This is a genomic window from Thiohalorhabdus sp., assembly GCF_046545655.1.
Classification (GTDB): Bacteria; Pseudomonadota; Gammaproteobacteria; order Thiohalorhabdales; family Thiohalorhabdaceae; genus Thiohalorhabdus.
Genome location: NZ_JBKGZG010000001.1, coordinates 26483 through 50626 on the forward strand (window position 1 = coordinate 26483; position 24144 = coordinate 50626).

Genomic DNA, 24144 nt, shown 5'->3' on the forward strand with positions numbered 1-24144 from the left:
CGCTTGCCGCGATCAGAGCTTGGTGGTGTTGGCCTGCTCGACCAGCTGGGTGACCGAGCTGTCCATGATCTCCAGGAAAGGCGCGGGCCACAGCCCCATCAGGAGCACGAGGACCGCCAGGGGTGCGAACACCCACTTCTCCCGCACGGACATGGGCGGCATCTCGCGTTCGACCTTTTCGGAGGTAACGGCCCCGAAGATCACCCGCTTGTACAGCCACAGCGTGTAGGCGGCGCCGAGGATCAGGGTAGTGGCGGCCAGGACGGCAAACCAGGGCTGCACCTTGAAGGCTCCCAGGATCACCATGAACTCGCCCACGAACCCGGAGGTCCCCGGCAGGCCGGCGTTGGCCATGGCAAACAGCATGAAGAAGGCGGCGAACACCGGCATCACATTGGCAACGCCGCCATACTCGCTGATGCGCCGCGTGTGCAGGCGGTCATACATGACGCCGATGCACAGGAACAGCGCGGCGGAGACGAAGCCGTGGGAGATCATCTGCACGAGTCCCCCGGCGACGCCCTGGTTGTTGAACATGAAGTAGCCCAGGGTCACGAAGCCCATGTGGGCGATGGAGGAGTAGGCCACCAGCTTCTTCATGTCCTCCTGCACCAGGGCCACCAGGCCGATGTAGACCACCGCCACCAGGGACACAGCGATCACCAGCCAGGCCAGCTCGTGGCTGGCGTCCGGGGTGATGGGCAGGGAGAAGCGCAGGAAGCCATAGCCGCCCATCTTCAGCATGATGGCCGCCAGGATCACCGACCCGGCGGTCGGCGCCTCCACGTGGGCGTCGGGCAGCCAGGTGTGCACCGGCCACATGGGCACCTTCACGGCGAAGGCGATCAGGAAGGCCAGGAAGATCCACACCTGCTCCGCAAGGGACAGCTGGACATCGTGCAGGGCGAGGATGTCGAAAGTGCCGGCCTGGGCGTAGAGGTAGACCAGGGCCACCAGCATCAGCACGGAGCCGAAGAAGGTGTAGAGGAAGAACTTGATGGTGGCGTAGATGCGGTTGGGCCCGCCCCAGATCCCGATGATCAGGAACATGGGGATCAGCATGGCCTCCCAGAACACGTAGAACAGCACCGCGTCAAGCGCCGAGAAGACGCCGATCATGAGGCCGTTCATGATCAGGAAGGCGGCCATGTACAGGGGCACCTGCCGGGTGATGGATTCCCAGGAGGCGGCCACGGCGATCACCGTGGACAGGGAGGTGAGCAGCACCAGCAGCACCGACAGCCCGTCCACGCCGAGCTTGTAGTGGATGTCGAAGGCCGGGATCCACACCCGGTCCTCGACGAACTGCATGCCCGCCGTTCCGGTGTCGAAGCCCACCAGCAGCAGCGTGGTGATCAGGAACACCACGCCGGATACCACCAGGGCCAGCCACCGCGCCATCTCATCGCGATTGCGGCCCAGGGCCAGGACCAGCAGCCCGCCCAGGATGGGCAGCCAGACGGATAGACTCAGGATGGGAAGCTGTTCCACGAGGTCCTCTCCCGAAGCGTTTTCCCGGACCGACGGTTATCGGATCAGGTACCAGCTGACCAGGACGAACACCCCGATCAGCATGGAGAAGGCGTAGTGATAGACGTAGCCGCTCTGCATGGCCCGAAGCCGGCCGGACAGGGCGGCGACGCGGCGCGCGGTGCCGTTAACCAGGCCGTCGTCGATGATGTCCTGGTCGCCCCGCCGCCACAGGAAACGGCCGAGACCGATGCCCCCCTCGGCGAACACCCGGTCAAAGAGCGCATCGAAGCCGTACTTCTTGTCCAGGATCCCGTACACGGGGCCGCTGGCGTCGGCGATCTTTGCCGGCAGGTCCGTACGCACCATGTACAGGTAGTAGGCGGCGCCGATGCCCAGTAGCGCCAGGGCCAATGGGATGTAGACCTGCCAGCCACCGTGGTGGTGGTGCAGCTCCTCCAGGACGCGGTGCCCCTCGGCCACGTACAGGGCATCGCCGAAGAACCCGCCGAAGGCCACGGGCTCGATCCAGACGAAGCCGGCAAACACCGAAGGGAGGGCGAGCAGGATCAGCGGCACGGTGATCACCCGGGGCGATTCATGGACGTGCGCCTTGGTGTGCTCGTCCATGCGCTCCTCGCCGTGGAAGGTCATGAAGTACATGCGGAAGGTGTACAGGGCGGTGACTACCACGCCGGCCAGCACCGCCAAGTGGGCGAACCCGGCCCCCGGGATGTGCGAGAGCGCGGTGGCCTCGATGATGGTGTCCTTGGAATAGTACCCCGCGAAGGGCCAGATCCCGGCCAGCGCCAGGGCGCCGATCAGGAAGGTCCAGTGGGTGATCGGCATGTGCTTCTTCAGGCCGCCCATCTTGCGCATGTCCTGCTCGTCCAGTACGGCGTGGATGGCCGAGCCGGCGCCCAGGAACAGCAACGCCTTGAAGAAGGCGTGGGTCATGAGGTGGAAGATGCCCGCCGCATAGGCGGACACGCCCATGGCCACCACCATGTAGCCCAGCTGGCTGAGGGTGGAGTAGGCGATCACCCGCTTGATGTCGTTCTGCACCAGCCCGATGAGGGCCATGAACAGGGCGGTCACCGCGCCGACAATCAGCACCACTGCCAGGGCGGTCTCGCTGTGCTCGAAGATGGGGGACAGCCGCGCCAGCATGAAGACACCCGCGGTCACCATCGTGGCGGCGTGGATCAGCGCCGAGATGGGCGTGGGGCCCTCCATGGAGTCCGGCAGCCACACATGCAGCGGCACCTGGGCCGACTTGCCCATGGCGCCCACGAACAGGGCGATGGCGATGAAGGTCACCACCGACCACTCCCACCCGGGGAAGAGGGCGAAGGTGGTCCCGGCCAGGTCCCCCACCTGCTCGAACACGGCGTCATACTGCAGGGTGCCGAACCAGGCGTAGATGGCAGCGATGCCCAGCAGGAAGCCGAAGTCGCCCACGCGATTGACCAGGAAGGCCTTGAGGTTGGCGGCGATAGCCGTGGGCCGCTTGTACCAGAAACCGATCAGGAGGTAGGAGACCAGCCCCACGCCTTCCCAGCCGAAGAACAGCACCAGGAAGTTGTTGCCCATGACCAGCATGAGCATGAAGAAGGTGAACAGGGAGATGTAGCTGAAGAACCGGTTGTAACCGGGGTCCCCGTGCATGTAGCCGATGGTGTAGACGTGCACCAACAGGCTGACGAAGGTGACCACCGTCATCATCAGGGCGGTCAGCGGATCGATGAGGAAGCCCACCTCCAGGCTCAGGTCCCCGCTCACCAGCCAGGTGTAGACCGTGCCGTTGAAGGTGTTGCCCTGCAGGACGTCGGCCAGGACGTAAAGGGAAAGCAAGAAGGAGATGGCCACACCGGGAATCGCCCAGCGATGCCCCACCTCCCGGTCGCTCAGGGCCTTGGTCCCGGCCATGATGGCCCCCGCCAGCGAAGCCAGCGGGATCAGCAGGTAAAGCGCTTCCATGGTTGCCGCTTCCCCTTCCGAGTGGTTGGTCGCACCCCGCCAGCCGCGTGCGGGGCCCCTTTTGGATTCCGGTCCCGGGGCGGGCCGTCAGCCTTGCAGGCTGTTGATATCGTCCACGTCGATGCTGCGCTTGTTGCGGAAAAACAGCACCAGAATGGCCAGCCCGATGGCCGCCTCCGCGGCCGCCACCGTGAGGATGAAGAACACGAACACCTGGCCGTCGAGGTTGTTGAGGTGCTGACTGAAGGCGATGAAGTTGATGTTCACCGCCAGGAGGATCAGCTCGATGGCCATCAGGATGGTGATGACGTTCTTCCGGTTGAGGAAGATCCCCATCACGCCGATGGCGAAGACGATCGCACCCAGCACCAGATAGTTCGAAAGCGGAATCATGCGTTCTCCCAGGTCCTGTACGGGACGTCCGCCCGTGGTCCTATTGGTCGGTGCCCTGGCCGCCCTCGGAGGGCATGTCCACCATGCGCACGCGGTCGCCGCGCCGTACCTGCACCTGCTCCCCGGGCTCCTGGTACTTGGAATCGGGCCGGCGGCGCAGGGTCAGGGCGATGGCCGCCACCAGGGCAACCAGGAGCACCAGGGCCGCCACCTCGAAAGGCAGGAAGTAGTCGGTGTACAGCACCCGGCCGAGGAGGGTGGTGTTGCCCGCCTCCTCGCCGCCGAGGGCGCTGTCCCCGCCGATCATCGGGGCCTCGCCCCCGGCGGTGAGCGCCATGGCCATCTCCACCACCAGGATGAAGGCGATCACCGCCCCCAGCGGCAGGTAGTTGAGAATCCCCTCCCGCATCCGGGACAGGTTGATGTCGAGCATCATGATGACGAACAGGAACAGCACCATGACTGCCCCCACGTACACCAGGATCAGGGTGAAGCCGAGGAACTCGGCACCGGCCAGGATGAACAGGGCCGCGCCGTTGAAGAAGGCCAGCACCAGGAACAGCACCGAATGGACCGGGTTGCGGGCCGAGATCACCATGAAGGCGGAGGCCACCAGGATGGTGGCGAACAGGTAAAAAATGGCCTCTAGGGCAGACATGGTCGCTGTCTTTCCTCGCTTGCGCGGTCGCTAGTAGGTGACTCGCCGGTAGTGGCACACACGCGCCTCCCCTCGGCCCCGGACGAGGGGGCCGGGCCATGCCCGGGAGGGGCGCTCATCGGTATGGCGCATCCAGGCGCCGGTTCTCGGCAATCTCCGCTTCGTACTTGTCGCCGATGGCCAGCAGGGTTTCCTTGCCGTAGATCAGATCGCCCCGCTCCTCCCCGTGGAACTCGAAAATGTGCGTCTCCACGATGGAATCCACCGGGCAGGACTCCTCACACAGCCCGCAGTAGATGCACTTGGTGAGGTCGATGTCGTAGCGGGTGGTCCGGCGGGTGCCGTCGTCCCGCTCCTCGCTCTCGATGGTGATGGCCAAAGCGGGGCAGACGGCCTCGCACAGCTTGCAGGCAATGCACCGCTCCTCGCCGTTCGGATACCGCCGCAAGGCATGGAGGCCGCGGAACCGCGGCGACATCGGCGTGTACTCGTCCGGGTACTGGACGGTTATCTTCCGCTTGAACATGTGGCGGCCCGTGAGCATAAGGCCGCGCCACAGCTCCGTCAAAAAGAAGGTCTGGAAGAACCTCGGGCCGGACATGGTTCGTGCTCCCATCTATCAGTGGAAGATCGGGGCCAGGGGCGTCAGGTTGGCCACGGCGATCACCAGGATCCACACCAGCGTCACCGGGATGAAGACCTTCCAGCCCAGCCGCATGATCTGGTCATAGCGGTAGCGCGGAAAGGTTGCCCGGAACCAGAGGAAGAAGAACAGGAACAGCGCTGTCTTCAGCAGCAGCCATACGGGGCCCGGGATCCAGGTAAAGGGGGCCACCGGCAGCGGGGCATCCCAGCCGCCCAGGAACAGCAGGGCGGTGAGGATGGAGATCAGGATCATGTTGGCGTATTCCGCCAGGAAGAACAGGGCGAAGGTCATGCCGGCGTATTCCACGTGGAAGCCCGCCACGATCTCCGATTCGCCCTCGGCCACGTCGAAGGGCGCGCGGTTGGTCTCCGCCACGCCGGAGACGAAATAGACCACGAACAGCGGTAGCAGGGGCAGGAAGTACCAGTTCCAGATGCCGCCCGTCTGCCCCGCCACGATCTCACCGATGTTCAGGCTGTTGGCGGCCATGATCACGCCGATCAGCGCGAACCCCATGGCGATCTCGTAGGCGATCATCTGGGCGCCGGCCCGCATGGAGCCGAGGATGGCGTACTTCGAGTTGGCGGCCCAGCCCGCCATGATGATGCCGTAGATCCCTAGGGCCGTTACCGCCAGCAGGAACAGCAGGCTGACGTCGATGTCCGCCAGCACCGGGGTAACCTCCCCGATGGGGGTGTCGTAGGTGGGCCCGAAGGGAATCACCGCCCAGGCCAGCAGCGCGGGACCAAGGGACAAGATGGGGGCGATGATGTAGACGCCGCGGTTCGACTGCGACGGGAAGATGGATTCCTTGAACAGCAGCTTCAGCGCATCGGCGATGGGCTGCAGCCAGCCCCGTGGACCGACCCGGTTGGGTCCCACCCGCAGCTGGATGTAGCCGATCACCTTGCGCTCGGCGAAGGTCAGGTAGGCCACCGCGAGCATCAGCGGCACCAGGACGGCCACGATTTGGGCCAGAATCCAGGCCACCGGCAGGACGTACTCGAATGTCCATGAGGCCAAGGTCATCCATCACCCCTTAAGTTTGGTACCCGGAAACCGGGCCGGCGGCGCGCCGGCCCCGGTGGCTACTTGTTCGTTTCCACCCGCACTCGCCCGTAGATGGGACCCAGCGGGGCGGAATCCTCCCCAGCCGGAATCCACGTCGCCCCGCGGGGGACCCCTTCGTCCAGATGCACCGGAAGCCAGACCGCTCCCCCGTCCCCGGCGAAGTGCGCCTCGGCGAACTCCCGGAGGCCGAGCTCGGCGGCGGTGTCGGGGTGCAGGAAGGCCCGCAGGCCGCCGAACTGCTCCTGGAGGGCCGGAGCGTGCCGGACGAACAGGTCGTCGTGGTAGATGTGCCGGCTGGGGATCCGCCACAGCCCCTCCCCGCCGACGGCCTGGGGCTCGGGCTCGTAGGCCACCTCCGCCGGGGACCCGCCCAAGGTGATGCCGGCCCGGGCCACCGCGGCCTCCGCGTGGGTACGGATCTCGTCCACCTCCACGAACTCGCTCCCGGGCACCCCCAGGCTGTGGGCGAGGACCCGCAGGACCTTCCAGGCCGGCCGGGCCTCGCCGGCGGGCTTGGCCGCCGGACGCATGGCCTGCAGCCGGCCCTCCCCGGACAGATAGGTTCCCTCGTTCTCCGGGGGGGCGGCCGCGGGCAGCACCACGTCGGCGTGCTCCGCCGTGGCCGACCAGTGACTGGTGATCACCAGGCGGAATTCCGCCCCGTCGAGGGCCCGCCGCGCGGCCGCTGGATCCCCGGCCTCAACCAGCGGGTCGGCGCCGACCACCAAATAGCCCTTGCGGCCCTCCTCGCCAAGGAAGGACGTGGCGGGACGTCCCTGGCGGACGCCGTCGCCGCCGGGACCCTGGTGCGGAACGCAGCCCATGGCCCACGCCCCCACGCTGTTGGCGTAGGGCGCCAGGTAGCCAAAGCGGGCCCCAGCCAAGTCGGCGAGGCGGCGTGCCAGGGCGATGATCTCCGCGGCCTGCGGGTGCTCCTGGGCCTGGGTGCCCACCAGAACCGCCACCCGTTCCCCTTCGTGCAGGGAGCGGGCCACCCGCTCCAGGGCCTGCTGCTCCAGCCCGGCCTCCTCCGCGCCCGTGTCGGCCGGGGCGGACTTTTCGGCGGCACGGGCTACGGCCGCGGCCAGGGCGGCCACCGCCGGCGATTCGGCGCCGGGGGCGTGCACCAGGTGGTCCAGATGGCGGAAGTTCTCCGAATAGGCCACGGGGTTCAGGGTGGAGATCTCGGCGCCCTTCTTGGCGGCCTTGTGCAGCCGGTGGTTGGCCAGGGGCTGGTCCTTGCGGGGGTTGCCGCCGATGACCAGGGCCGCGTCCACCGCCTCCAGCTCCTCCAGCGTCTGCCCCAGCAAGGGGGTGGCGTCGGCGATATGGGTATCGAAGTCGCCGTCGGTCCAGTGCTGGCGATGGTCCACCTCCGTGGCGCCAACCCCCCGCACCAGGTGCTGGGTGAGCCACTGCTCCTCCAGGGTGGCGGTGGGCGCCACCACGGCGGCGAGGTCCTTGCCCACCGCGCGTAGGCCGCGCAGTGCCGCATCGAAGGCCGCCTCCCAGGAGGCCTCCTGCCACTCGCCTTCCCGGCGGATCATGGGGGCGGTAACCCGCCCGTGCTCCACGGCCTCGTAGGAGAAGCGGCCCTTGTCGCAGATCCACTCCTCGTTGACCGCCTCGTTCACTACCGGCAGGGCGCGCTTCACCTGGCCCCGCACCTCCTCGATCTCCATGTTGCAGCCCACCGAGCAGTGGGGGCACACGGTCTCGTGGCGCTTCATCTCCCACACCCGCGCGGTGAAGCGGTACGGCTTGGAGGTGAGCGCCCCCACCGGGCAGAGATCGATCATGTTGCCGGAGAGCTCGGACTCCACCGTGCTTCCCACGTAGGTGCCGATCTCCATGTGCTCGCCGCGGAAGGCCGCCCCGAGCTCCATCTGTCCAGCCACCTCCTGGCCGAAGCGCACACACCGGGTGCAGTGGATGCAGCGGGTCATCTCGGTCTCGATGAGGGGACCGAGGTCCTCGTCCTCCACCGCGCGCTTCTCTTCCTGGTAGCGCGAATGGCCCGAGCCGTGGGCCATGGCGAGATCCTGCAGGTCGCACTCGCCGCCCTGGTCGCAGATGGGGCAGTCCAGCGGGTGGTTGATGAGCAGGAACTCCATCACCCCGCGGCGCGCGTCCACGGCCGTCTCCGAATGGGTGTGGATGTGCATGCCGTCGGAGATGGGCGTGGCGCAGGCCGGCACCGGCTTGCGCATCTTCTCCACCTCCACCAGACACATCCGGCAGTTGGCCGCCACCGACAGCTTGCGGTGGTAGCAGAAGCGGGGCACATCGATGCCCAGCTGGTCAGTGACCTCGATGATCATCTGCCCGTCGTCGACGGTGTGCGGCTCGCCGTTTATGTAGATCTCGGCCATTGAACCCTACCCTTCTCGGTGAGGCCGTGCCTTTGCCGATACCCCCCCGCCGACCGCTGCCCGGCGGGGCACCAAGCCCGTTGGGACCCTCAGCCCGCCTCGGCCACCTTGCCGGCGGGGGCCGCCGCGGCCACCATGCAGCGCTTGTTGGCGATGTGGTACTCGTATTCGTCGCGGAAATGCTTGAGGGAGCTGACCACCGGAGCCACCTCGGCATCGCCGAAGGCGCAGATGGTGCGCCCCTCGATCCGGGATCCGATATCCTCGAGAAGCTCCAGGTCCTCCGGCCGTCCTTGGCCGTGCTCGATGCGGTGCACCACCCGGTAGAGCCAGCCAGCCCCCTCCCGGCACGGCGTGCACTGGCCGCAGGACTCGTGGAAGAAGAACTTGGCCACCCGCTCTACCGCCCGGACGATGCAGGTGGTCTCGTCCATGACGATCACCGAGCCCGCGCCGAGCATGGTCCCTGCCTGGCCCAGGGACTCGTAGTCCATGTTGGCGTCCATGATCACCTCGCCGGGCACCATGGGCACGGACGGGCCGCCCGGGATCACCGCCTTGAGCTTGTGGCCGTTGCGCACCCCGCCGGCGAGCTCCAGGAGCTCCGAGAAGGGCGTACCCATGGGCACCTCGTAGTTGCCCGGCCGGTTCACGTGACCCGAAACCGCGAAGATCTTGGTGCCACCGGAATCGGGAGTGCCCAGGGACTGGAACCAGTCGCCGCCGTTGTTGATGATGGCGGGCACGGAGGCCAGGGTCTCCACGTTGTTCACCGTGGTGGGCCGGCCGTAGATGCCGTGGTTGGCTGGGAACGGCGGCTTGAAGCGGGGCATGGCCTTCTTGCCCTCGATGGACTCCAGCATCGCCGTCTCCTCCCCGGCGATGTAGGCGCCGCCGCCCCGGTGGACGTAGAGGTCGAAGTCCACCCCGGAGCCCAGGATGTCCTTGCCCAGGTAGCCCGCCTCGTAGGCCTCGTCGATGGCCTCCTGGACCCGGACGTAGGGCTCCCAGAACTCGCCGCGGATGTAGACGTAGCCCACGGTGGCGTCGATGGCGAACCCGCCGATGATCATGCCCTCGATGAGCATGTGCGGGTTGTAGCGCATGATGTCCCGGTCCTTGAAGGTGCCGGGCTCCGCTTCGTCGGCGTTGCAGGCGAGGTACTTGGGCTGCGGCGTGTCCGCCGGCATGAACGACCACTTCAGACCGGTGGGGAAGCCGGCGCCCCCGCGCCCGCGCAGCCCGGAGCGCTTGACCTCGGCGACCACGTCGTCCCGGGTCATGCCGTCCTGCAGCACCTTCTGAACGGCGGTGTAGCCGCCGTTGTCCCGGTAGGCCTGCAGAGTGTGGGAGTCGGCCCGGTCCGTTCCGGCCAGGGTGACGAGGGTGTAGTCCTTCGGATATTCGGGCATTGCTCTTTCCCGTTCGCCTTCGGCTCTAGTCGAGGCTGGCGAGGATCTCGTCCATCCGCTCGGGGGAGACGTCCTCGTAGTAGTCCTTGCCGATCCAGACCACCGGGGCCCCGCCGCAGGCCCCCAGGCATTCCACCTCGGTGAGGGTGAAACGCCCGTCCTCCGTGGTCTCCCCGAAGTCGATCCCCAGCTGGCCGCGCAGGTGGTCGACGATGCCGTCGGACCCGCAGAGCATGCAGGAGAGGTTGGTGCACACCTTGATCTGGTGCCGGCCCACCGGGGAGCGGTTGAACATGTCGTAGAAGGTGGCCGCCTCGTAGACCTTGATGGGCTCCAGCTCCAGGTACTCGGCGATGGCCTCCAGGGTCGGCTCGTCCAGCCACCCGTATTCGTCCTGCGCGGCGTGGAGGGCCCAGATCAGCGCCGAGCGGTTCTGCTCCGCGGGGTACTGGGCCCGCGCCTCATCGATCTTGTTGCGAACGGACTCGGAGAGTTGCATGGCTTACCTGTCGATCTCACCGAACACGATGTCCTGGCTCCCGAGGATGGTCACCACGTCCGCGAGCATGTGGCCGCGGGCCATCTCGTCCATGGAGGCCAAGTGCGGGAAGCCGGCCGCCCGGATCTTCACCCGGTAGGGCTTGTTGGCGCCGTCGGAGACCAGATAGACCCCGAACTCGCCCTTGGGGTGCTCCACCGCCTGGTAGGTCTCTCCCGGCGGGATGTGGAAGCCCTCGGTGAACAGCTTGAAGTGATGGATGAGGGCCTCCATGGACTGCTTCATCTCCGCGCGCGGCGGCGGGGACACCTTGTAGTCGTCGCTCTTCACCGGGCCGGGGTTCTCGCGCAGCCAGTCCACGCACTGCTTGATGATCTTCACCGACTCGCGCATCTCCTCCACGCGGACGAGGTAGCGGTCGTAGGTGTCACCGGTCCGCCCCACCGGGACGCGGAAGTCCATGCGATCGTACACGGCGTACGGCTGCTTCTTGCGCAGGTCCCACTCGATGCCCGAGCCCCGCAGCATGGGGCCGCTGAAGCCAAGCTGCTTCGCCCGCTCCGGGGAGACCACGCCCACCCCCACCGTGCGCTGCTTCCAGATGCGGTTGTCGGTGAGGAGGGTCTCGAAATCGTCGATGCTCTGCGGGAAGAACTCGGTGAAGGCGTCGATGAAGTCCAGGAGGGAGCCCTCCCGGTACTGGTTCATCTCCTTGACGTCCTTCTCCGAATGCCACTTGGAGGGCTGGTACTTGGGCATGGCGTCCGGGAGGTCCCGGTTCACCCCGCCCGGGCGGTAGTAGTTGGCGTGCAGACGCGCTCCGCTGGCCGCCTCGTAGGCGTCCATGAGGTATTCCCGGTCCCGGAAGCAGTACAGGAACATGGTCATGGCGCCGATATCCATGGCGTGGGCGCCGAGCCACATGAGGTGGTTCAGGATCCGGGTGATCTCGTCGAACATGACCCGGATATACTGCGCCCGCTCCGGCACCTCGATGCCCCGCAGCTTCTCGATCGCCAGGCAGAAGGCGTGCTCGTTGGAGAGCATGGAAACGTAGTCCAGGCGGTCGAAATACGGCAGGGCCTGCATGTAGGTCTTGTGCTCGGCAAGCTTCTCGGTGCCGCGGTGCAGCAGGCCGATGTGGGGATCCGCCCGCTGCACCACCTCGCCGTCGAGCTCCAGGACCAGCCGCAGCACCCCGTGGGCGGCCGGATGCTGGGGGCCGAAGTTGAGGGTGTAGTTGCGGATCTCAGCCATCTTCCTCGGCCTCCTGCCAATGGGTGCGCGGCACCAGGTTGCGCTCCTCGATGGTCACCGGCTGGTACACCACCCGCTGCCGATCGGGGTCGTAGCGCATCTCCACGTGGCCCTCCAGGGGGAAGTCCTTGCGGAAGGGATGGCCGGCGAAGCCGTAATCGGTGAGGATCCGCCGCAGGTCGGGGTGGCCCTCGAAGATGATCCCGTACATGTCGAAGGCCTCCCGCTCGAACCAATTGGCGCTGGCCCAGACATCCACCACCGAAGGCACCACGGGACGGTCCTCAGGGACCCGGGCCCGCAGGCGCAGCCGCTGGTTGTGGCTCAGGGACAGGAGGTGGTAGACCGCGGCGAAGCGGGGGGCGTCCTCGGGGTAGTCGTAGTATTCGAGGTAATCCACCCCGCAGACATCGACGAGCTGCTCGCAGGCGAAGGTCGCGTCATCGCGCAGGTGCTGGCACACCTCGCGGACGGATTGCGGAGCCACCTCCACCGTCCACTGTCCGAGGTACTCCTCGACGCCCAGGATGGCGTCGCCGAAGCGGGCGCGCAGGGGCTCCTCAATGGTTTGCTGGGTAAGCGCCATGGCGAACCTCTACTGGCGGGCGATGGTGTTGGTCCGCTTGATCTTCTTCTGCAGCTGGATGATCCCGTACAGCAGGGATTCCGCGGTGGGCGGGCAGCCCGCCACGTAGATATCCACGGGGACGATACGGTCGCTGCCGCGGACCACGGAGTAGCTGTAGTGGTAGTAGCCGCCGCCGTTGGAGCAACTGCCCATGGAGATCACCCAGCGCGGTTCGGTCATCTGGTCGTAGACCTTGCGCAGGGCCGGTGCCATCTTGTTGACCAAGGTGCCGGCGATGATCATCACGTCGGACTGGCGCGGGCTCGGCCGGAAGATCACGCCCAAACGGTCCATGTCGTAGCGGGAGGCCCCGGTGTGCATCATCTCCACTGCACAACAGGCTAGGCCGAAGGTCATGGGCCAGAGCGAGCCGGTGCGGGTCCAGTTCACGAGCTGGTCGGCCGTGGTGGTGACCACGCCCTTCTCAAGCGCCCCTTCTACTCCCATTCCAAGGCTCCTTTTTTCCACTCGTACACGAAGCCGATCACCAGGATGCCCAGGAAGATCGCCATCGCGACGTAGCCGGTGGCGCCCATCTCATCGAGGACCACGCTCCACGGGAAGAGGAAGGCGATCTCGAGGTCGAAGATGATGAACAGGATGGCCACCAGGTAATAGCGCACATCGAAGCGCATGCGCGCGTCCTCGAAGGCCTCGAAACCGCTCTCATAGGGGGACAGCTTTTCGGGGTCCGGGTTTCGCGGCGCCGCCAGGCGGTTGATGGCGAGCGCGACGACCCCGATCAAGAGGGCGAGCACCAGAAAAACGAGGATGGGCAGATACTGTTCCAGCATCAGCGTTCCTTACCCGGCTCAGGTGGAGGGATCGGAAGCCCCGCCCCTCCCTCACGAGGGTCGGCGCGGGCCCGCGGCCAGTCCGTCGGCTGGTAAGCCAAGCGGAGTCTATGGGGTGCCCCTCCCCCTGTCAAGAAATGGCGACACCCGCGTTTCCCGCCGCAAAATCCCGGCCACATCCGGTTCCAATTGCCCAAAAAAAGACCGCCCATTCCCTGCGGAAAGGACGGTCGCCACGGGTCGGCGCTGTACGTTCCGGGGGTGCCCCGACTGACCCTCCGGAAGACGGCTCCCCGCCGTCGCTAGTCGCCGCCTCCCTGCCCCGGCGTGGTCCCGGGGACAGGCGGGGCCTCGGGCTCGTCGGGCGGTGCGGAATCCGTCGGTGGCGCGGGTTCGGACTCCTTCTGCTCGGGCTCCCCTTCCGGCTGCTCCAGGAGGCTCTCGTCCCCGCCCGTGGAGACGATTGCCAGGGTGAGCGACAAGAGGAAAAAGGCGGTGCCGAGAACCGCCGTCAGGCGCCCCAGGAAGCCGGTGGACCCCTGGCTTCCGAACAAGGACTGGGAGCCTCCGCCCCCGAAGGCCGTCCCCATTCCGCCGGCCTGACCGGGCTGCATCAAGACCACCACGATCAACGCGATGGCGACGAGGATGTGTAGGATCCACAGAAACGTGACCATGCGGGCTCCCGCTTGGTTGTGAGAAGGCGAGACCGGGGTGGCTTACAGGTCGGAGGCCACCGCCGCTCGCAGGATGCCGATGAATTCGTCCGCCTTGAGGGAGGCCCCGCCGATCAGGCCGCCATCGATGTCCTCCTGGGCCATCAGCTCCGGCGCGGAGGCGGCCTTCATGGAGCCGCCGTAGAGGATCTTGAGGGACTGGCCGGTGATGGGGTAGGCCTCCTTGACCAGGCCGCGGATCAGGGCGTGCATCTCCTGGGCCTGCTCGGGCGTGGCGGTGCGCCCGGTGCCGATGGCCCACACCGGCTCGTAGGCGATCACGGCGTCCCGGAAGACGTCCTCCTTGCCGTCGCCCAGGACGGCCTGGACCTGCTCGCGCACCACCTCCCCGGCCTTGCCGGCGTCACGCTCCGCCTCGGTTTCGCCCACGCAGAGAATGGGAATCAGGCCGTTGCGCTTGGCGGCGAAGAACTTCTCGGCGACCAGCTCGTTGCTCTCGCCGAAGTAGTCCCGGCGCTCCGAATGGCCCACGATGACGTAGGTGCAGCCCAGGTCCTTGAGCAGGGGGCCGGCCACCTCGCCGGTGAAGGCGCCGCTGTCCTCCTGGTGGAGGTTCTGGGCGCCCCAGGCCACCGGGGAGTCCTGCACCGCGCTGGCCACCCGGTCGATCAACGGGAAAGGCGGGCAGATCCCGGAGGACACGTGCTCCCAGTCCACCTCGGCCCCGGCGATAGCCCGGGCCAGCTCCTCGGCCTCGCCGAGGCGTCCGTTCATCTTCCAGTTGCCGACCACTAGCGGCTGGCGCATGCCTCCCTCCTTAGGTGGATCCAGCGGAAAACCGGGCATCTTATCCGCGCGGGGGGAGACGGTCAACGCGGTGGCGGGACCTCAGGAGCCGCCCGCACCCACCTCGGAGCGCACCACCTCGGCGATGCGCTCCGCCAGGGCCCGGGTTCCGGCCTCCTCGCGGCCTTCCACCATTACCCGGACCTTGGGCTCCGTACCCGAGTTCCGCACCACCACACGGCCCTCGTCACCGAGCTCCGCCTCCACCTCGCGGATGACCTCGGCCACCGCGGGGAGGTCATCCACCTCGCGCTGCTCGTTCAGACGGACGCTTACCTGGGCCTGGGGGCAATAGGACAGATCCCCCACCGCCGCCTCCAGGGACTTCCCGGAATGCACCAGTTCGGCGAGCACCATCAGGGCGGTGACGATGCCGTCCCCGGTGGTGTTGCGGGTGAGGCACATGACGTGCCCCGAAGGCTCGCCGCCCAGGATCCATCCCCGATCCTGCAGCAGCTGGAACACATGGCGGTCGCCCACCGCCGCGCGCTCGAATGGGATCCCGGCCGCGGCCAGGGCCTGCTCGAGCCCCAGGTTGGACATGATGGTGCCCACCACCCCGCCGTTGAGCTCGCCGCGCTTCTGCATCTCCAGGGCGGCCAGGTAGAGGACCCCGTCGCCGTCCACGATGCGGCCGCGGGAGTCGGCGAACACCACCCGGTCGCCGTCGCCGTCGAAGGCCATCCCCGCGTCCGCGCCGTGGGCGACCACCTGCTCGGCCATGGCCTCCGGCCGGGTGGAGCCCACCCCATCGTTGATGTTGAACCCGTCGGGACGGGTGCCCACTTCGATCACCTCGGCCCCGAGCTCGCGGAAGACCTGGGGCGCCACGCGGTAGGTGGCGCCGTGGGCGCAGTCCACCACCAACCGCATGCCCTCCAGGGTCAGCTCCTTGGGGAAGGTGTGCTTGCAGAACTCGATGTAGCGACCCGCGGCGTCGTCCACGCGGGTGGCCTTGCCCAGCCGCGCCGGCTCCGCCGTGAGCAGGGGGTCCGCCATCCGGGCCTCGATGGCCGCTTCCACCCCGTCGGCGAGCTTGCACCCCTCGGGGCCGAACAGCTTGATGCCGTTGTCGGCGAAGGGGTTGTGGGAGGCGGAGATCACCACCCCGGCGTCGGCCCGCAGGGCGCGGGTCAGATAGGCGATGCCGGGAGTGGGCATGGGGCCGATGAGGAGGACGTCCACGCCCGCCGCGGAGAGGCCGGCCTCCAGGGCCGACTCCAGGAGATACCCCGACACCCGGGTGTCCTTGCCGATCACCACCCGCGGGTGGTCGCCGTTGTCCCCGGCCAGGACGCGCCCCGCCGCCCAGCCGAGCTTCAGGACCTGGTCCGGGGTGACGGGCCATTCGCCCACCCGGCCCCGTACGCCGTCGGTTCCGAACAAGGTGCGTTTTCCGCTCAAGCCTGCCTCCTGCCGTTGCGCCGCCGCCCATGCGGCGTTCTGCGGGGCGCGGCCGCCCCCTTTTGGTCTGCCACCGGCCCGCCCGTTCAGGACCGGCCCTGCATGAGGACCTCCGTCATGCGAACCACATCATACATGGCCCCCACCTCGTGCACCCGGACGATGTCTGCCCCGTGGCTGACGGACCAGGCCACCAGGGCCGCGTCGAAATACTGCCGCTGGTGGACCGCCCGGTTGAACAGCTTGCCGGCGAGGGACTTGCGGCTGGTCCCCACCAGCAGGGGATGGCCCAGCTCGGCGAACATGGACAGGGAATGCATGAGGGCGAGGTTATGGTCCACCGTCTTGCCGAAGCCGATGCCGGGGTCCACAAGGATATTATCCGGATGCACCCCGGCCCGCCTGCAATCCTCCGCCCGCCTAGCCAGATACGCCCGGACCTCCCCCACCACGTCGTCGTAGCGGGGATCGTCCTGCATGCTCTCGGGGGTGCCCTGCATGTGCATGAGGCAGACCGGCACCCCCAGCTCGGCCACGGTCGGCAGGGCGTCGGGGTCGTGCTCCAGGGCGGAGACGTCGTTGATCAGGTGCGCCCCCGCGGCCACGGCCTCGCGCATCACGGGCGCCTTCCGGGTGTCCACCGAGACCGGCACCCCGAGCTTGGCCACCTCTTCCACCACGGGAATCACCCGGCCCAGCTCCTCCGCCACGGGCACCTCCTGCGCCCCGGGGCGCGTGGATTCACCGCCCACATCGAGGATGTCCGCCCCCGCCTCCACAAGGGCCCGGGCGTGGTCCGCGGCGCTCTCCCGGTCGGCGTAGCGGCCACCGTCGCTGAAGGAGTCGGGGGTGACGTTAACAATCCCCATGATGCGGGGCCGGCCCAGATCCAGCCTGGCGCCTCCAAGGTTCAGCTCCCTGGCCATCTCCACCTCCTGGCTGGTCTCCCCGAGAGGAGAAACATGGTACGGCACAAAAAAGCGCGAACCGAGCGCTTCGGTTCGCGCTAAAGGGGCTGGCTACTCCCGACTAGGGCTGTTCCGCGGGCTGCCCCCCAGTGGGCTCCACGGGCCGGCCGCTGTCGCCAGCCGGCTCGGGCTCCGGCTCCGGACTCGGGCCGCCGCCCTCTGGGCCCTGGGGAGGCCGGGGATCGCGCCCTTCCATGATGTCGTTGATCTGCTGGGCGTCGAGGGTCTCCCATTCCAGCAGGGCTTCCGCCATCTTCTCGAGGGTGTCGCGATGGTCCTCGATGAGCTGCCGGGCCCGCTTGTACTCGGTCTCGATGATGGACCGCACCTCAGCGTCGATCTCCTGGACCGTGGTCTCGGAGATGTTCTTGTGCTGGGTCACCTCGCGGCCGAGGAAGACCTCCTCCTCCTTCTCGCCGTAGGTGAGCGGTCCGAGCTTCTCGGACATGCCCCACTCGGTCACCATCTTGCGCGCCATCTCGGTGGCCCGCTCGATGTCATTGCCGGCGCCGGTGGTCATCTGGTCGAGGAAAACCTGCTCGGCGATCCGCCCGCCCATGAGGATGGCGATGTTGTTGAGCAGCTCCTGGCGCTCGTAGTTGTACCGATCCTCGTCGGGCAGCTGCATAGTCAGGCCCATGGCCTGGCCGCGCGGGATGATGGTGACCTTGTGCACCGGATCGGTCCCGGGGATCAGCTTAGCCACCAGAGCGTGCCCCGACTCGTGGTAAGCCGTGGTCCGCCGCTGCTCTTCGGAGAGGACGATGGACTTGCGCTCCAGGCCCATCAGGACCTTGTCCTTGGCCGCCTCGAAGTCCTGCATCTCCACCAGCCGGGCCCCGCGGCGGGCGGCCATGAGGGCGGCCTCGTTCACCAGGTTCTCCAGGTCGGCACCGGAGAAGCCCGGGGTGCCCCGCGCGATGGTGGTGGGGTCCACGTCGTCGGCGAACGGCACCTTCTTCATGTGCACCTTGAGGATGAACTCGCGGCCACGCACGTCCGGCCGGGGCACGGTCACCTGCCGGTCGAAACGGCCCGGACGCAGCAGGGCCGGATCGAGCACGTCGGGCCGGTTGGTGGCGGCGATGACAATGACGCCCTCGGTGCCCTCGAAGCCGTCCATCTCCACGAGCAGCTGGTTCAGGGTCTGCTCGCGCTCGTCGTGGCCGCCGCCGAGCCCGGCGCCGCGCTGCCGGCCCACCGCGTCGATCTCGTCGATGAAGATGATGCACGGCGCCTGCTTCTTGGCCTGCTCGAACATGTCGCGCACGCGGCTCGCGCCCACGCCCACGAACATCTCCACGAAGTCGGAACCGGAGATGGAGAAAAAGGGCACGCCCGCCTCGCCGGCCACCGCCTTGCCAAGCAGGGTCTTGCCCGAGCCGGGCGGTCCGGTGAACAGCACGCCCTTGGGGATGTGGCCACCGAGCTTCTGGAACTTCTCAGGCTCCTTGAGGAAGTCGACGAGCTCCTCCACCTCCTCCTTGGCCTCGTCGATGCCGGCCACGTCCTCGAAGCGCACCTTGTTGCTCTCGTCGGTGAGCATCTTGGCCTTGCTCTTGCCGAAGGACATGGCCCCCCGGCCACCGGCGCCGCCGCCCTGCATCTGCCGCATGAAGAAGATCCACACGGCGATCAGCAGAAGCATGGGGAACCAGGAGATGAGGATGGAGACCAGCATGGAGGTCTCCTCCTCCGGCTCGGCGGTGATGGAGACCTCATTTTCGCGCAGGGTCTTCACCACGTCGGAATCCCCGGGCGCGTAGGTGGAGAACTGCTGCCCGTCCAGAAGAGAGCCGCTGATACGCTCGCCCTGAATGGTCACCTCGGTGACGTTGCCCTCCTCCACCTGGTGTATGAACTCCGAGAAGCTCACCTTGTTACCAGGCTGCTCGGTCTGGCTGAAGCTCTGGAACACCATCACCAGGACCAGACCGATAACCAGCCAAAGGGCAATATTCTTCGTAAGGTTATTCACAATCGCTCCTCGTCCGATCGCCGGCGGGGAGTCTCCCCCATTGGTCAATCAGCCGCACGTTCACTCTATGTTCAGGCGCCTTCCGGATGCAACGCCTGCGCTGCAGCAACGCCCCGGGGCTTCGCCACCCGAGGCCATTCCTTGTCTCTGACCGCTACCCATCGGCTCAGTTTCCATGAAAGCCACGAGCGACCAGATATTGCTCCGAACTTTCGCCCCGCGAGGCGTCCGGCTTGCGCGCCGCCACGGAGCGGAACTCGACGCGCAGGGCGCGCATTAGCTCCTCGAAGCCCTCCCCCTGGAAGGCCTTCATGACCAGGGTACCCCCGGGCCGCAGGGTCTCGCGAGCCAGCTCCAGGGCCAGCTCACAAAGCTCCATGGCCCGGGCCTGGTCGGCCACCTTGATGCCCGAGAGCTCCGGGGCCATGTCCGATAGGACCGCGTCCACCTCCGCCCCGGCGATTTCCCGGCGCAAGGCCTCCAGCCCCTGGTCGGCGGCAAAGTCCGCTTCCAGCAGCGCAGCCCCGGGCACCGGATCCATGGGCAGCAGGTCGATGCCGACCACCCGCCCGGAAGCCCCTACCCGCTCCACGGCCACCTGGGTCCAGCCGCCCGGGGCGGCCCCCAGGTCCACCACGACGGCCCCCGGCGCCAGAAACCGGTCGCGGTCATCGAGCTGGATCAGCTTGAAGGCGGCCCGACTCCGGTAGCCGGCCCGGCGGGCCTCCGCCACGTAGGGGTCGGCCGCCTGCCGGCGCTGCCAACGATTGCCTTTTCCCACCAGGAAAGCCTCAATGGGTTGGGGAGTCCAGGGGCAATTGCTACCCTAACCGCCTTCAGAAAGCCCCCGCACGGCGCGCCGGGTCTGCCAGACGATCCAGCTCGCCGCGCCCAAGCCGTACAGACCGAGGGCGGCGGCCCGACCGGGCCCAGTCAGGAGCACTACCACCACCAGCCAATAGAATGGCATCCCCACCAGCAGGGCGGCCACCTGGATCTTCACCCGCGCGAAGGCGCGCTCGACATGGGAGTCAGGTGCGGAAGCCGGCATACGAGGTATCCATGGCGTTAACGAACAAGCAGCGCAGCTTTCTCAAGCAAAGGGCCCATTCCCTGCACCCGGTGATCCAGCTCGGCGAGGCCGGGCTGACGGAGGCCGTGGAGGCCGCCACCGAGGATGCCCTGGCCCACCACGAGCTGATCAAGGTGCGGTTCCAGCAGGGCGACCGGGTAGAGCGGCGGGAGCTGGCCCGGAGCCTCTGTGACCGGACCGGGGCCCAGCTGGTCCAGGAGATCGGCCGCATCGCCGTCCTCTACCGCCCCGCCGAAGACCCCGGCATCCAGCTGCCCCCCTCCTGACCCGGCGGCCCGGGCCTACTTGTACTCGATCTCCACGATCTCGTAGGACCGGGTCCCGCCCGGGGCCTGCACGTCCACCACCTCGCCCTCCCCCCGGCCGATCAGGGCCCGGGCGATGGGGGCGTTGATGCTGATCTTGTTCTGCTTGATGTCGGCCTCGTCGTCGCCGACGATCTGGTACTGCACCTCCTTGCCGGACTCTTCGTCCACCAAGGTCACCGTCGCCCCGAAGGCCACCGTCTCCATGTCGATCTCGGCGGGATCGATCACCTGGGCGCGGGCGATCTTGTCCTCGAGCTCCCGGATCCGGGCCTCGACGAAGGCCTGCTGCTCCTTGGCGGCGTCGTACTCGGCATTCTCGGAGAGATCGCCGTGCTCCCGGGCGGTGGCGATGGCCTCGACCACGCGGGGGCGCTCCTCGTGCTTGAGCCGGTGCAGCTCGTCCTTGAGCTGCTGCGCCCCTTGCTTGGTCATGGGAACTTGTTCGCTCATGCCGGTTTTTCCTCTCGCAACTGGGCCAGTTCCTGTAGCTTGCGCACCTGCATGGGGCCCTCCCGCATCCGGGCGATGGCCGCGGCCGAGGCCTCGGCCCCGGCGAGAGTGGTGAAGTAGGTCACCCCATGCTGCAGGGCGGTGCGCCGAATGGAATACGAGTCCGCCACGGCGCTCTTGCCGCTCGCCGTGTTGATGATCATGTCGATCTCGCCGTTCTTGATGCGGTCGACGATGTGGGGGCGGCCTTCCTTGACCTTGTTGACCACCGCCACCTCCACCCCCGCGCCCTCCAGCGCGGCGGCCGTGCCGCGTGTGGCCACGAACTCGAAGCCGAGGCTAGCCAGCCGCCGCACCACCGGGGTGAGCCCTTCCTTGTCGGCGTCCCGCACCGAGACGAACACCCGCCCCTTCTCCGGGAGCACCACGCCGGCCCCGCTCTGGGCCTTGGCGTAGGCCGCCCCGAAGGTCTTGCCCACACCCATGACCTCGCCCGTGGACTTCATTTCCGGGCCGAGCAGGGTGTCCACGCCGGGGAACTTGATGAAGGGGAACACCGACTCCTTCACGGAGTAGAAGGGCGGAATGATCTCCCCCACCACCCCCTGCTCCGCCAGGGTCTTGCCAGCCATGGCCCGCGCGGCGATCTTGGCCAGGGGCCGCGCCGTGGCCTTGGAGACGAAGGGCACGGTGCGGGCCGCCCGGGGGTTCACCTCCAAAACGTAAACCGTCCCGTTCTGCACGGCAAACTGGACATTGATCAGGCCCACCACGTGCAGGGCCTGCGCCAGCATCTTGGTCTGCCGCCGCACCTCCTCCAGGACCTCGCTGGACATGTCGTGGGGCGGCAGGGAGCAGGCGGAGTCCCCGGAGTGGACACCCGCCTCCTCGATGTGTTCCATGAGGCCGCCGACCACCACCTTCTCGCCGTCGGCCACCGCGTCCACGTCCAGCTCGTCCGCCTCCACCAGGAAGCGATCCAGGAGCACGGGGTGCTCCTCGGAGACCCGCACCGCTTCGGTCATGTAGCGGTCCAGGTCGGCCTCCGAGTAGACGATCTCCATGGCCCGGCCGCCGAGCACGTAGGAGGGCCGCACCAGCAGCGGGTAGCCCACCTCCCGGGCCGCCTCGCGGGCCTGTCCGGGGGTGAAGGCGATGCGGTTGGGCGGCTGCTTGAGGCCCAGACGGTGGATGAGGTTCTGGAACCGCTCGCGGTCCTCCGCCAGGTCAATCGCGTCCGGCGAGGTTCCGATGATGGGCACCCCCGCCGCCTCCAGGTCGTTGGCCAGCTTGAGGGGAGTCTGCCCGCCGAACTGCACGATCACGCCGGTGGGCTGCTCCACCTCCACGATGGCCAGCACGTCCTCCAGGGTCAACGGCTCGAAGTACAGCCGGTCGCTGGTGTCGTAGTCGGTGGACACCGTCTCCGGGTTGCAGTTGACCATGATGGTCTCGTAGCCGTCCTCGCGCATGGCGAGGCTGGCGTGGACGCAAGCGTAGTCGAACTCGATGCCCTGGCCGATGCGGTTCGGGCCCGAGCCCAGCACCATGATCTTGTCGCGGTCGGTGGGCCGGGCCTCGCACTCCTCCTCGTAGCTGGAGTAGAGGTAGGGGGTGAAGGACTCGAACTCCCCGGCGCAGGTGTCCACGCGCTTGAACACCGGACGTACGCCCAGCTTGGCCCTTCGCGCGCGCACCGAGGCCTCCCGGGTGCCGAGCAGTGCGGCCAGCCGCCGGTCGGCGAAGCCCATGCGCTTGTAGGCGCGCAAGGCCCCGGCGTCCAGGTCCTCCAGGGTCAGGCCTGCGAGGCCCTTCTCGGCCTCGATGATTCCTTCGATCTGGGCCAGGAACCAGCGGTCGATCCAGGTGCGGTCGAACACCTCCTCCAGGCTCATGCCGTGACGGAAGGCGTCGCCGATGTACCAGAGCCGGTCCGGACCCGGGTTGCGCAGGTAGTGGTCGAGGCGCTCGGGGATCTCCTCGGGCTCCTCCACCTCGCCGGCGATGCGCTCCTCCAGGCCATAGCTGCCCTGTTCCAGCCCGCGCAGCGCCTTCTGGAAGGACTCCTGGAAGGTGCGGCCGATGGCCATCACCTCCCCCACCGACTTCATCTGGGTGGTCAGGGTGCGGTCCGCCTGGGCGAACTTCTCGAAAGTAAAGCGCGGGATCTTGGTGACCACGTAGTCGATGGACGGCTCGAAGCTCGCCGGGGTCACCTTGGTGATGTCGTTCTGCAGCTCGTCCAGGGTGTAGCCCACCGCCAGCTTGGCGGCAATCTTGGCGATGGGGAAGCCGGTGGCCTTGGAGGCCAGGGCCGACGAGCGCGACACCCGCGGGTTCATCTCGATGATGACCAGGCGCCCATCCTCCGGGTTCACGGCGAACTGCACGTTGGAGCCCCCGGTCTCGACGCCGATCTCGCGCAGCACGGCGAGGCTGGCGTCGCGCATGACCTGGTATTCCTTGTCCGTGAGGGTCTGCGCCGGGGCCACGGTCACGGAATCGCCGGTGTGCACGCCCATGGGGTCCAGGTTCTCGATGGAGCACACGATGATGCAGTTGTCCGCCCGGTCGCGGACCACCTCCATCTCGTACTCCTTCCAGCCGATGATGGACTCCTCCAGGAGGACCTCGTTGGTGGGGCTGGCCTCCAGGCCGAGCCCCACCATGTGGTCGAACTCCTCCCGGTTGTAGGCGATGCCGCCACCGGAGCCGCCCATGGTAAAGGAGGGGCGGATGATGGTGGGGAAGCCCACGTACTCCATCACCTCCTGCGCCTCCTCCATGGAGTGGGCGAAGGCCGAGCGCGGCAGCCCGAGGCCGATCTTCCCCATGGCCTGCTTGAAGGAATCGCGATCCTCCGCCTTGTCGATGGCCTCCTTGGAGGCGCCGATGAGCTCCACCCCGTGCTCGGCCAGCACCCCGTAGCGGTCCAGGTCCAGGGCGCAGTTCAGCCCGGTCTGCCCGCCCATGGTGGGCAAGATGGCATCGGGCTTCTCGCGCTCCACCACCTTCGCCACCGAGCGCCAATTGAGGGGCTCGATGTAGGTGGCGTCGGCCATCTCCGGGTCGGTCATGATGGTGGCCGGGTTGGAGTTCACCAGGATCACCCGGTAGCCCTCCTCGCGAAGGGCCTTGCAGGCCTGGGCCCCGGAATAATCGAACTCGCAGGCCTGGCCGATGACGATGGGCCCGGAGCCGATGATCAGGATGGATTCAAGGTCGGTGCGTTTGGGCATT

At 67.5% G+C, this 24144-nt stretch carries 23 protein-coding genes; 1 reads left to right on the plus strand and 22 read right to left on the minus strand.

Annotated features, from left to right (window positions below):
- Nucleotides 1-12: 12 nt before the first annotated feature.
- The 20 genes from ACLFRB_RS00150 to ACLFRB_RS00245 form a co-directional block, all read right to left on the minus strand.
- Nucleotides 13-1491: an NADH-quinone oxidoreductase subunit M gene (locus ACLFRB_RS00150; protein WP_411066963.1), complete on the minus strand. Its 1479-nt coding sequence runs from the start codon at nt 1489-1491 to the stop codon at nt 13-15.
- 36 nt (nt 1492-1527) lie between these two features.
- Nucleotides 1528-3450, minus strand: coding sequence for an NADH-quinone oxidoreductase subunit L (gene nuoL, locus ACLFRB_RS00155; protein WP_411066964.1), 1923 nt, complete (start codon nt 3448-3450; stop codon nt 1528-1530).
- Nucleotides 3451-3537: 87 nt separating this feature from the next.
- Nucleotides 3538-3843 (minus strand): NADH-quinone oxidoreductase subunit NuoK, encoded by a 306-nt coding sequence (nuoK, locus tag ACLFRB_RS00160; protein ID WP_054964697.1) that lies wholly within the window; start codon nt 3841-3843, stop codon nt 3538-3540.
- Between the two features lie 40 nt (nt 3844-3883).
- Nucleotides 3884-4501 carry an NADH-quinone oxidoreductase subunit J gene (locus ACLFRB_RS00165; RefSeq protein ID WP_411066965.1) on the minus strand — a complete coding sequence of 206 codons (618 nt, stop codon included), beginning with the start codon at nt 4499-4501 and terminating at the stop codon, nt 3884-3886.
- A gap of 115 nt (nt 4502-4616) precedes the next feature.
- Nucleotides 4617-5102: an NADH-quinone oxidoreductase subunit NuoI gene (gene nuoI / locus ACLFRB_RS00170; RefSeq protein WP_054964699.1), complete on the minus strand. Its 486-nt coding sequence runs from the start codon at nt 5100-5102 to the stop codon at nt 4617-4619.
- 18 nt (nt 5103-5120) lie between these two features.
- Nucleotides 5121-6176: an NADH-quinone oxidoreductase subunit NuoH gene (gene nuoH, locus ACLFRB_RS00175; RefSeq protein ID WP_411066966.1), complete on the minus strand. Its 1056-nt coding sequence runs from the start codon at nt 6174-6176 to the stop codon at nt 5121-5123.
- A gap of 59 nt (nt 6177-6235) precedes the next feature.
- A complete protein-coding gene (gene nuoG, locus ACLFRB_RS00180; RefSeq protein WP_411066967.1) occupies nt 6236-8590 on the minus strand; it encodes an NADH-quinone oxidoreductase subunit NuoG in 2355 nt (784 codons plus the stop codon).
- An 89-nt stretch (nt 8591-8679) separates the two neighbouring features.
- Nucleotides 8680-10002 (minus strand): NADH-quinone oxidoreductase subunit NuoF, encoded by a 1323-nt coding sequence (gene nuoF / locus ACLFRB_RS00185; RefSeq protein ID WP_411066968.1) that lies wholly within the window; start codon nt 10000-10002, stop codon nt 8680-8682.
- Between the two features lie 25 nt (nt 10003-10027).
- Nucleotides 10028-10501, minus strand: a complete 474-nt coding sequence (nuoE, locus tag ACLFRB_RS00190) for an NADH-quinone oxidoreductase subunit NuoE (RefSeq protein WP_411066969.1) — start codon at nt 10499-10501, stop codon at nt 10028-10030.
- Between the two features lie 3 nt (nt 10502-10504).
- Nucleotides 10505-11758: an NADH-quinone oxidoreductase subunit D gene (locus ACLFRB_RS00195; RefSeq protein WP_411066970.1), complete on the minus strand. Its 1254-nt coding sequence runs from the start codon at nt 11756-11758 to the stop codon at nt 10505-10507.
- A complete protein-coding gene (locus ACLFRB_RS00200) occupies nt 11751-12344 on the minus strand; it encodes an NADH-quinone oxidoreductase subunit C (protein ID WP_411066971.1) in 594 nt (197 codons plus the stop codon). The genes ACLFRB_RS00195 and ACLFRB_RS00200 overlap by 8 nt, the downstream gene beginning before the upstream one ends.
- Nucleotides 12345-12353: 9 nt before the next feature.
- Nucleotides 12354-12833, minus strand: coding sequence for a NuoB/complex I 20 kDa subunit family protein (locus ACLFRB_RS00205; protein ID WP_411066972.1), 480 nt, complete (start codon nt 12831-12833; stop codon nt 12354-12356).
- Complete coding sequence (locus ACLFRB_RS00210; protein ID WP_411066973.1) at nt 12824-13180, minus strand: NADH-quinone oxidoreductase subunit A; 357 nt, start codon at nt 13178-13180, stop codon at nt 12824-12826. Before ACLFRB_RS00210 ends, ACLFRB_RS00205 begins: the two co-directional genes overlap by 10 nt.
- Nucleotides 13181-13482: 302 nt before the next feature.
- On the minus strand, nt 13483-13857 hold the full coding sequence (gene secG, locus ACLFRB_RS00215) for a preprotein translocase subunit SecG (protein ID WP_411066974.1): 375 nt from the start codon (nt 13855-13857) through the stop codon (nt 13483-13485).
- A gap of 42 nt (nt 13858-13899) precedes the next feature.
- The gene (gene tpiA / locus ACLFRB_RS00220; RefSeq protein ID WP_411066975.1) at nt 13900-14664 is read right to left on the minus strand and encodes a triose-phosphate isomerase; all 765 of its coding nucleotides are present in this window, start codon (nt 14662-14664) and stop codon (nt 13900-13902) included.
- An 81-nt stretch (nt 14665-14745) separates the two neighbouring features.
- Nucleotides 14746-16107 (minus strand): phosphoglucosamine mutase, encoded by a 1362-nt coding sequence (glmM, locus tag ACLFRB_RS00225; protein WP_411066976.1) that lies wholly within the window; start codon nt 16105-16107, stop codon nt 14746-14748.
- 86 nt (nt 16108-16193) lie between these two features.
- Entirely contained in the window at nt 16194-17033 is an 840-nt protein-coding gene (gene folP / locus ACLFRB_RS00230; RefSeq protein WP_411066977.1) for a dihydropteroate synthase, read from the minus strand.
- Nucleotides 17034-17136: 103 nt separating this feature from the next.
- A complete protein-coding gene (gene ftsH, locus ACLFRB_RS00235; RefSeq protein WP_411066978.1) occupies nt 17137-19053 on the minus strand; it encodes an ATP-dependent zinc metalloprotease FtsH in 1917 nt (638 codons plus the stop codon).
- A 166-nt stretch (nt 19054-19219) separates the two neighbouring features.
- Nucleotides 19220-19834: an RlmE family RNA methyltransferase gene (locus ACLFRB_RS00240; protein ID WP_411066979.1), complete on the minus strand. Its 615-nt coding sequence runs from the start codon at nt 19832-19834 to the stop codon at nt 19220-19222.
- Nucleotides 19835-19879: 45 nt separating this feature from the next.
- The gene (locus ACLFRB_RS00245) at nt 19880-20104 is read right to left on the minus strand and encodes a hypothetical protein (protein WP_411066980.1); all 225 of its coding nucleotides are present in this window, start codon (nt 20102-20104) and stop codon (nt 19880-19882) included.
- 11 nt (nt 20105-20115) lie between these two features.
- On the opposite strand from ACLFRB_RS00245, the gene yhbY reads away from it, so the two are divergent.
- A complete protein-coding gene (yhbY, locus tag ACLFRB_RS00250; protein ID WP_411066981.1) occupies nt 20116-20412 on the plus strand; it encodes a ribosome assembly RNA-binding protein YhbY in 297 nt (98 codons plus the stop codon).
- A 15-nt stretch (nt 20413-20427) separates the two neighbouring features.
- On the opposite strand, the gene greA is transcribed toward yhbY, so the two are convergent.
- Together greA and carB are read right to left on the minus strand one after the other, a co-directional pair.
- Nucleotides 20428-20904, minus strand: coding sequence for a transcription elongation factor GreA (gene greA, locus ACLFRB_RS00255; RefSeq protein ID WP_411066982.1), 477 nt, complete (start codon nt 20902-20904; stop codon nt 20428-20430).
- Entirely contained in the window at nt 20901-24143 is a 3243-nt protein-coding gene (carB, locus tag ACLFRB_RS00260) for a carbamoyl-phosphate synthase large subunit (protein ID WP_411066983.1), read from the minus strand. The genes greA and carB overlap by 4 nt, the downstream gene beginning before the upstream one ends.
- Between the last annotated feature and the right edge of the window lies 1 nt (nt 24144).

Bases quoted from the DNA above. Each gene is read 5' to 3' on its own strand.
- ACLFRB_RS00210 (WP_411066973.1), bottom strand. From the start codon at position 13,180: ATGCTGGAACAGTATCTGCCCATCCTCGTTTTTCTGGTGCTCGCCCTC.
- nuoF (WP_411066968.1), bottom strand. From the start codon at position 10,002: ATGCCCGAATATCCGAAGGACTACACCCTCGTCACCCTGGCCGGAACG.
- nuoI (WP_054964699.1), bottom strand. From the start codon at position 5,102: ATGTCCGGCCCGAGGTTCTTCCAGACCTTCTTTTTGACGGAGCTGTGG.
- ACLFRB_RS00205 (WP_411066972.1), bottom strand. From the start codon at position 12,833: ATGGGAGTAGAAGGGGCGCTTGAGAAGGGCGTGGTCACCACCACGGCC.
- yhbY (WP_411066981.1), top strand. From the start codon at position 20,116: ATGGCGTTAACGAACAAGCAGCGCAGCTTTCTCAAGCAAAGGGCCCAT.
- nuoE (WP_411066969.1), bottom strand. From the start codon at position 10,501: ATGCAACTCTCCGAGTCCGTTCGCAACAAGATCGATGAGGCGCGGGCC.
- tpiA (WP_411066975.1), bottom strand. From the start codon at position 14,664: ATGCGCCAGCCGCTAGTGGTCGGCAACTGGAAGATGAACGGACGCCTC.
- ACLFRB_RS00165 (WP_411066965.1), bottom strand. From the start codon at position 4,501: ATGTCTGCCCTAGAGGCCATTTTTTACCTGTTCGCCACCATCCTGGTG.
- greA (WP_411066982.1), bottom strand. From the start codon at position 20,904: ATGAGCGAACAAGTTCCCATGACCAAGCAAGGGGCGCAGCAGCTCAAG.
- nuoK (WP_054964697.1), bottom strand. From the start codon at position 3,843: ATGATTCCGCTTTCGAACTATCTGGTGCTGGGTGCGATCGTCTTCGCC.
- nuoL (WP_411066964.1), bottom strand. From the start codon at position 3,450: ATGGAAGCGCTTTACCTGCTGATCCCGCTGGCTTCGCTGGCGGGGGCC.
- nuoG (WP_411066967.1), bottom strand. From the start codon at position 8,590: ATGGCCGAGATCTACATAAACGGCGAGCCGCACACCGTCGACGACGGG.
- ACLFRB_RS00245 (WP_411066980.1), bottom strand. From the start codon at position 20,104: ATGCCGGCTTCCGCACCTGACTCCCATGTCGAGCGCGCCTTCGCGCGG.
- ACLFRB_RS00200 (WP_411066971.1), bottom strand. From the start codon at position 12,344: ATGGCGCTTACCCAGCAAACCATTGAGGAGCCCCTGCGCGCCCGCTTC.
- nuoH (WP_411066966.1), bottom strand. From the start codon at position 6,176: ATGACCTTGGCCTCATGGACATTCGAGTACGTCCTGCCGGTGGCCTGG.
- secG (WP_411066974.1), bottom strand. From the start codon at position 13,857: ATGGTCACGTTTCTGTGGATCCTACACATCCTCGTCGCCATCGCGTTG.
- carB (WP_411066983.1), bottom strand. From the start codon at position 24,143: ATGCCCAAACGCACCGACCTTGAATCCATCCTGATCATCGGCTCCGGG.
- ACLFRB_RS00195 (WP_411066970.1), bottom strand. From the start codon at position 11,758: ATGGCTGAGATCCGCAACTACACCCTCAACTTCGGCCCCCAGCATCCG.
- folP (WP_411066977.1), bottom strand. From the start codon at position 17,033: ATGGCCAGGGAGCTGAACCTTGGAGGCGCCAGGCTGGATCTGGGCCGG.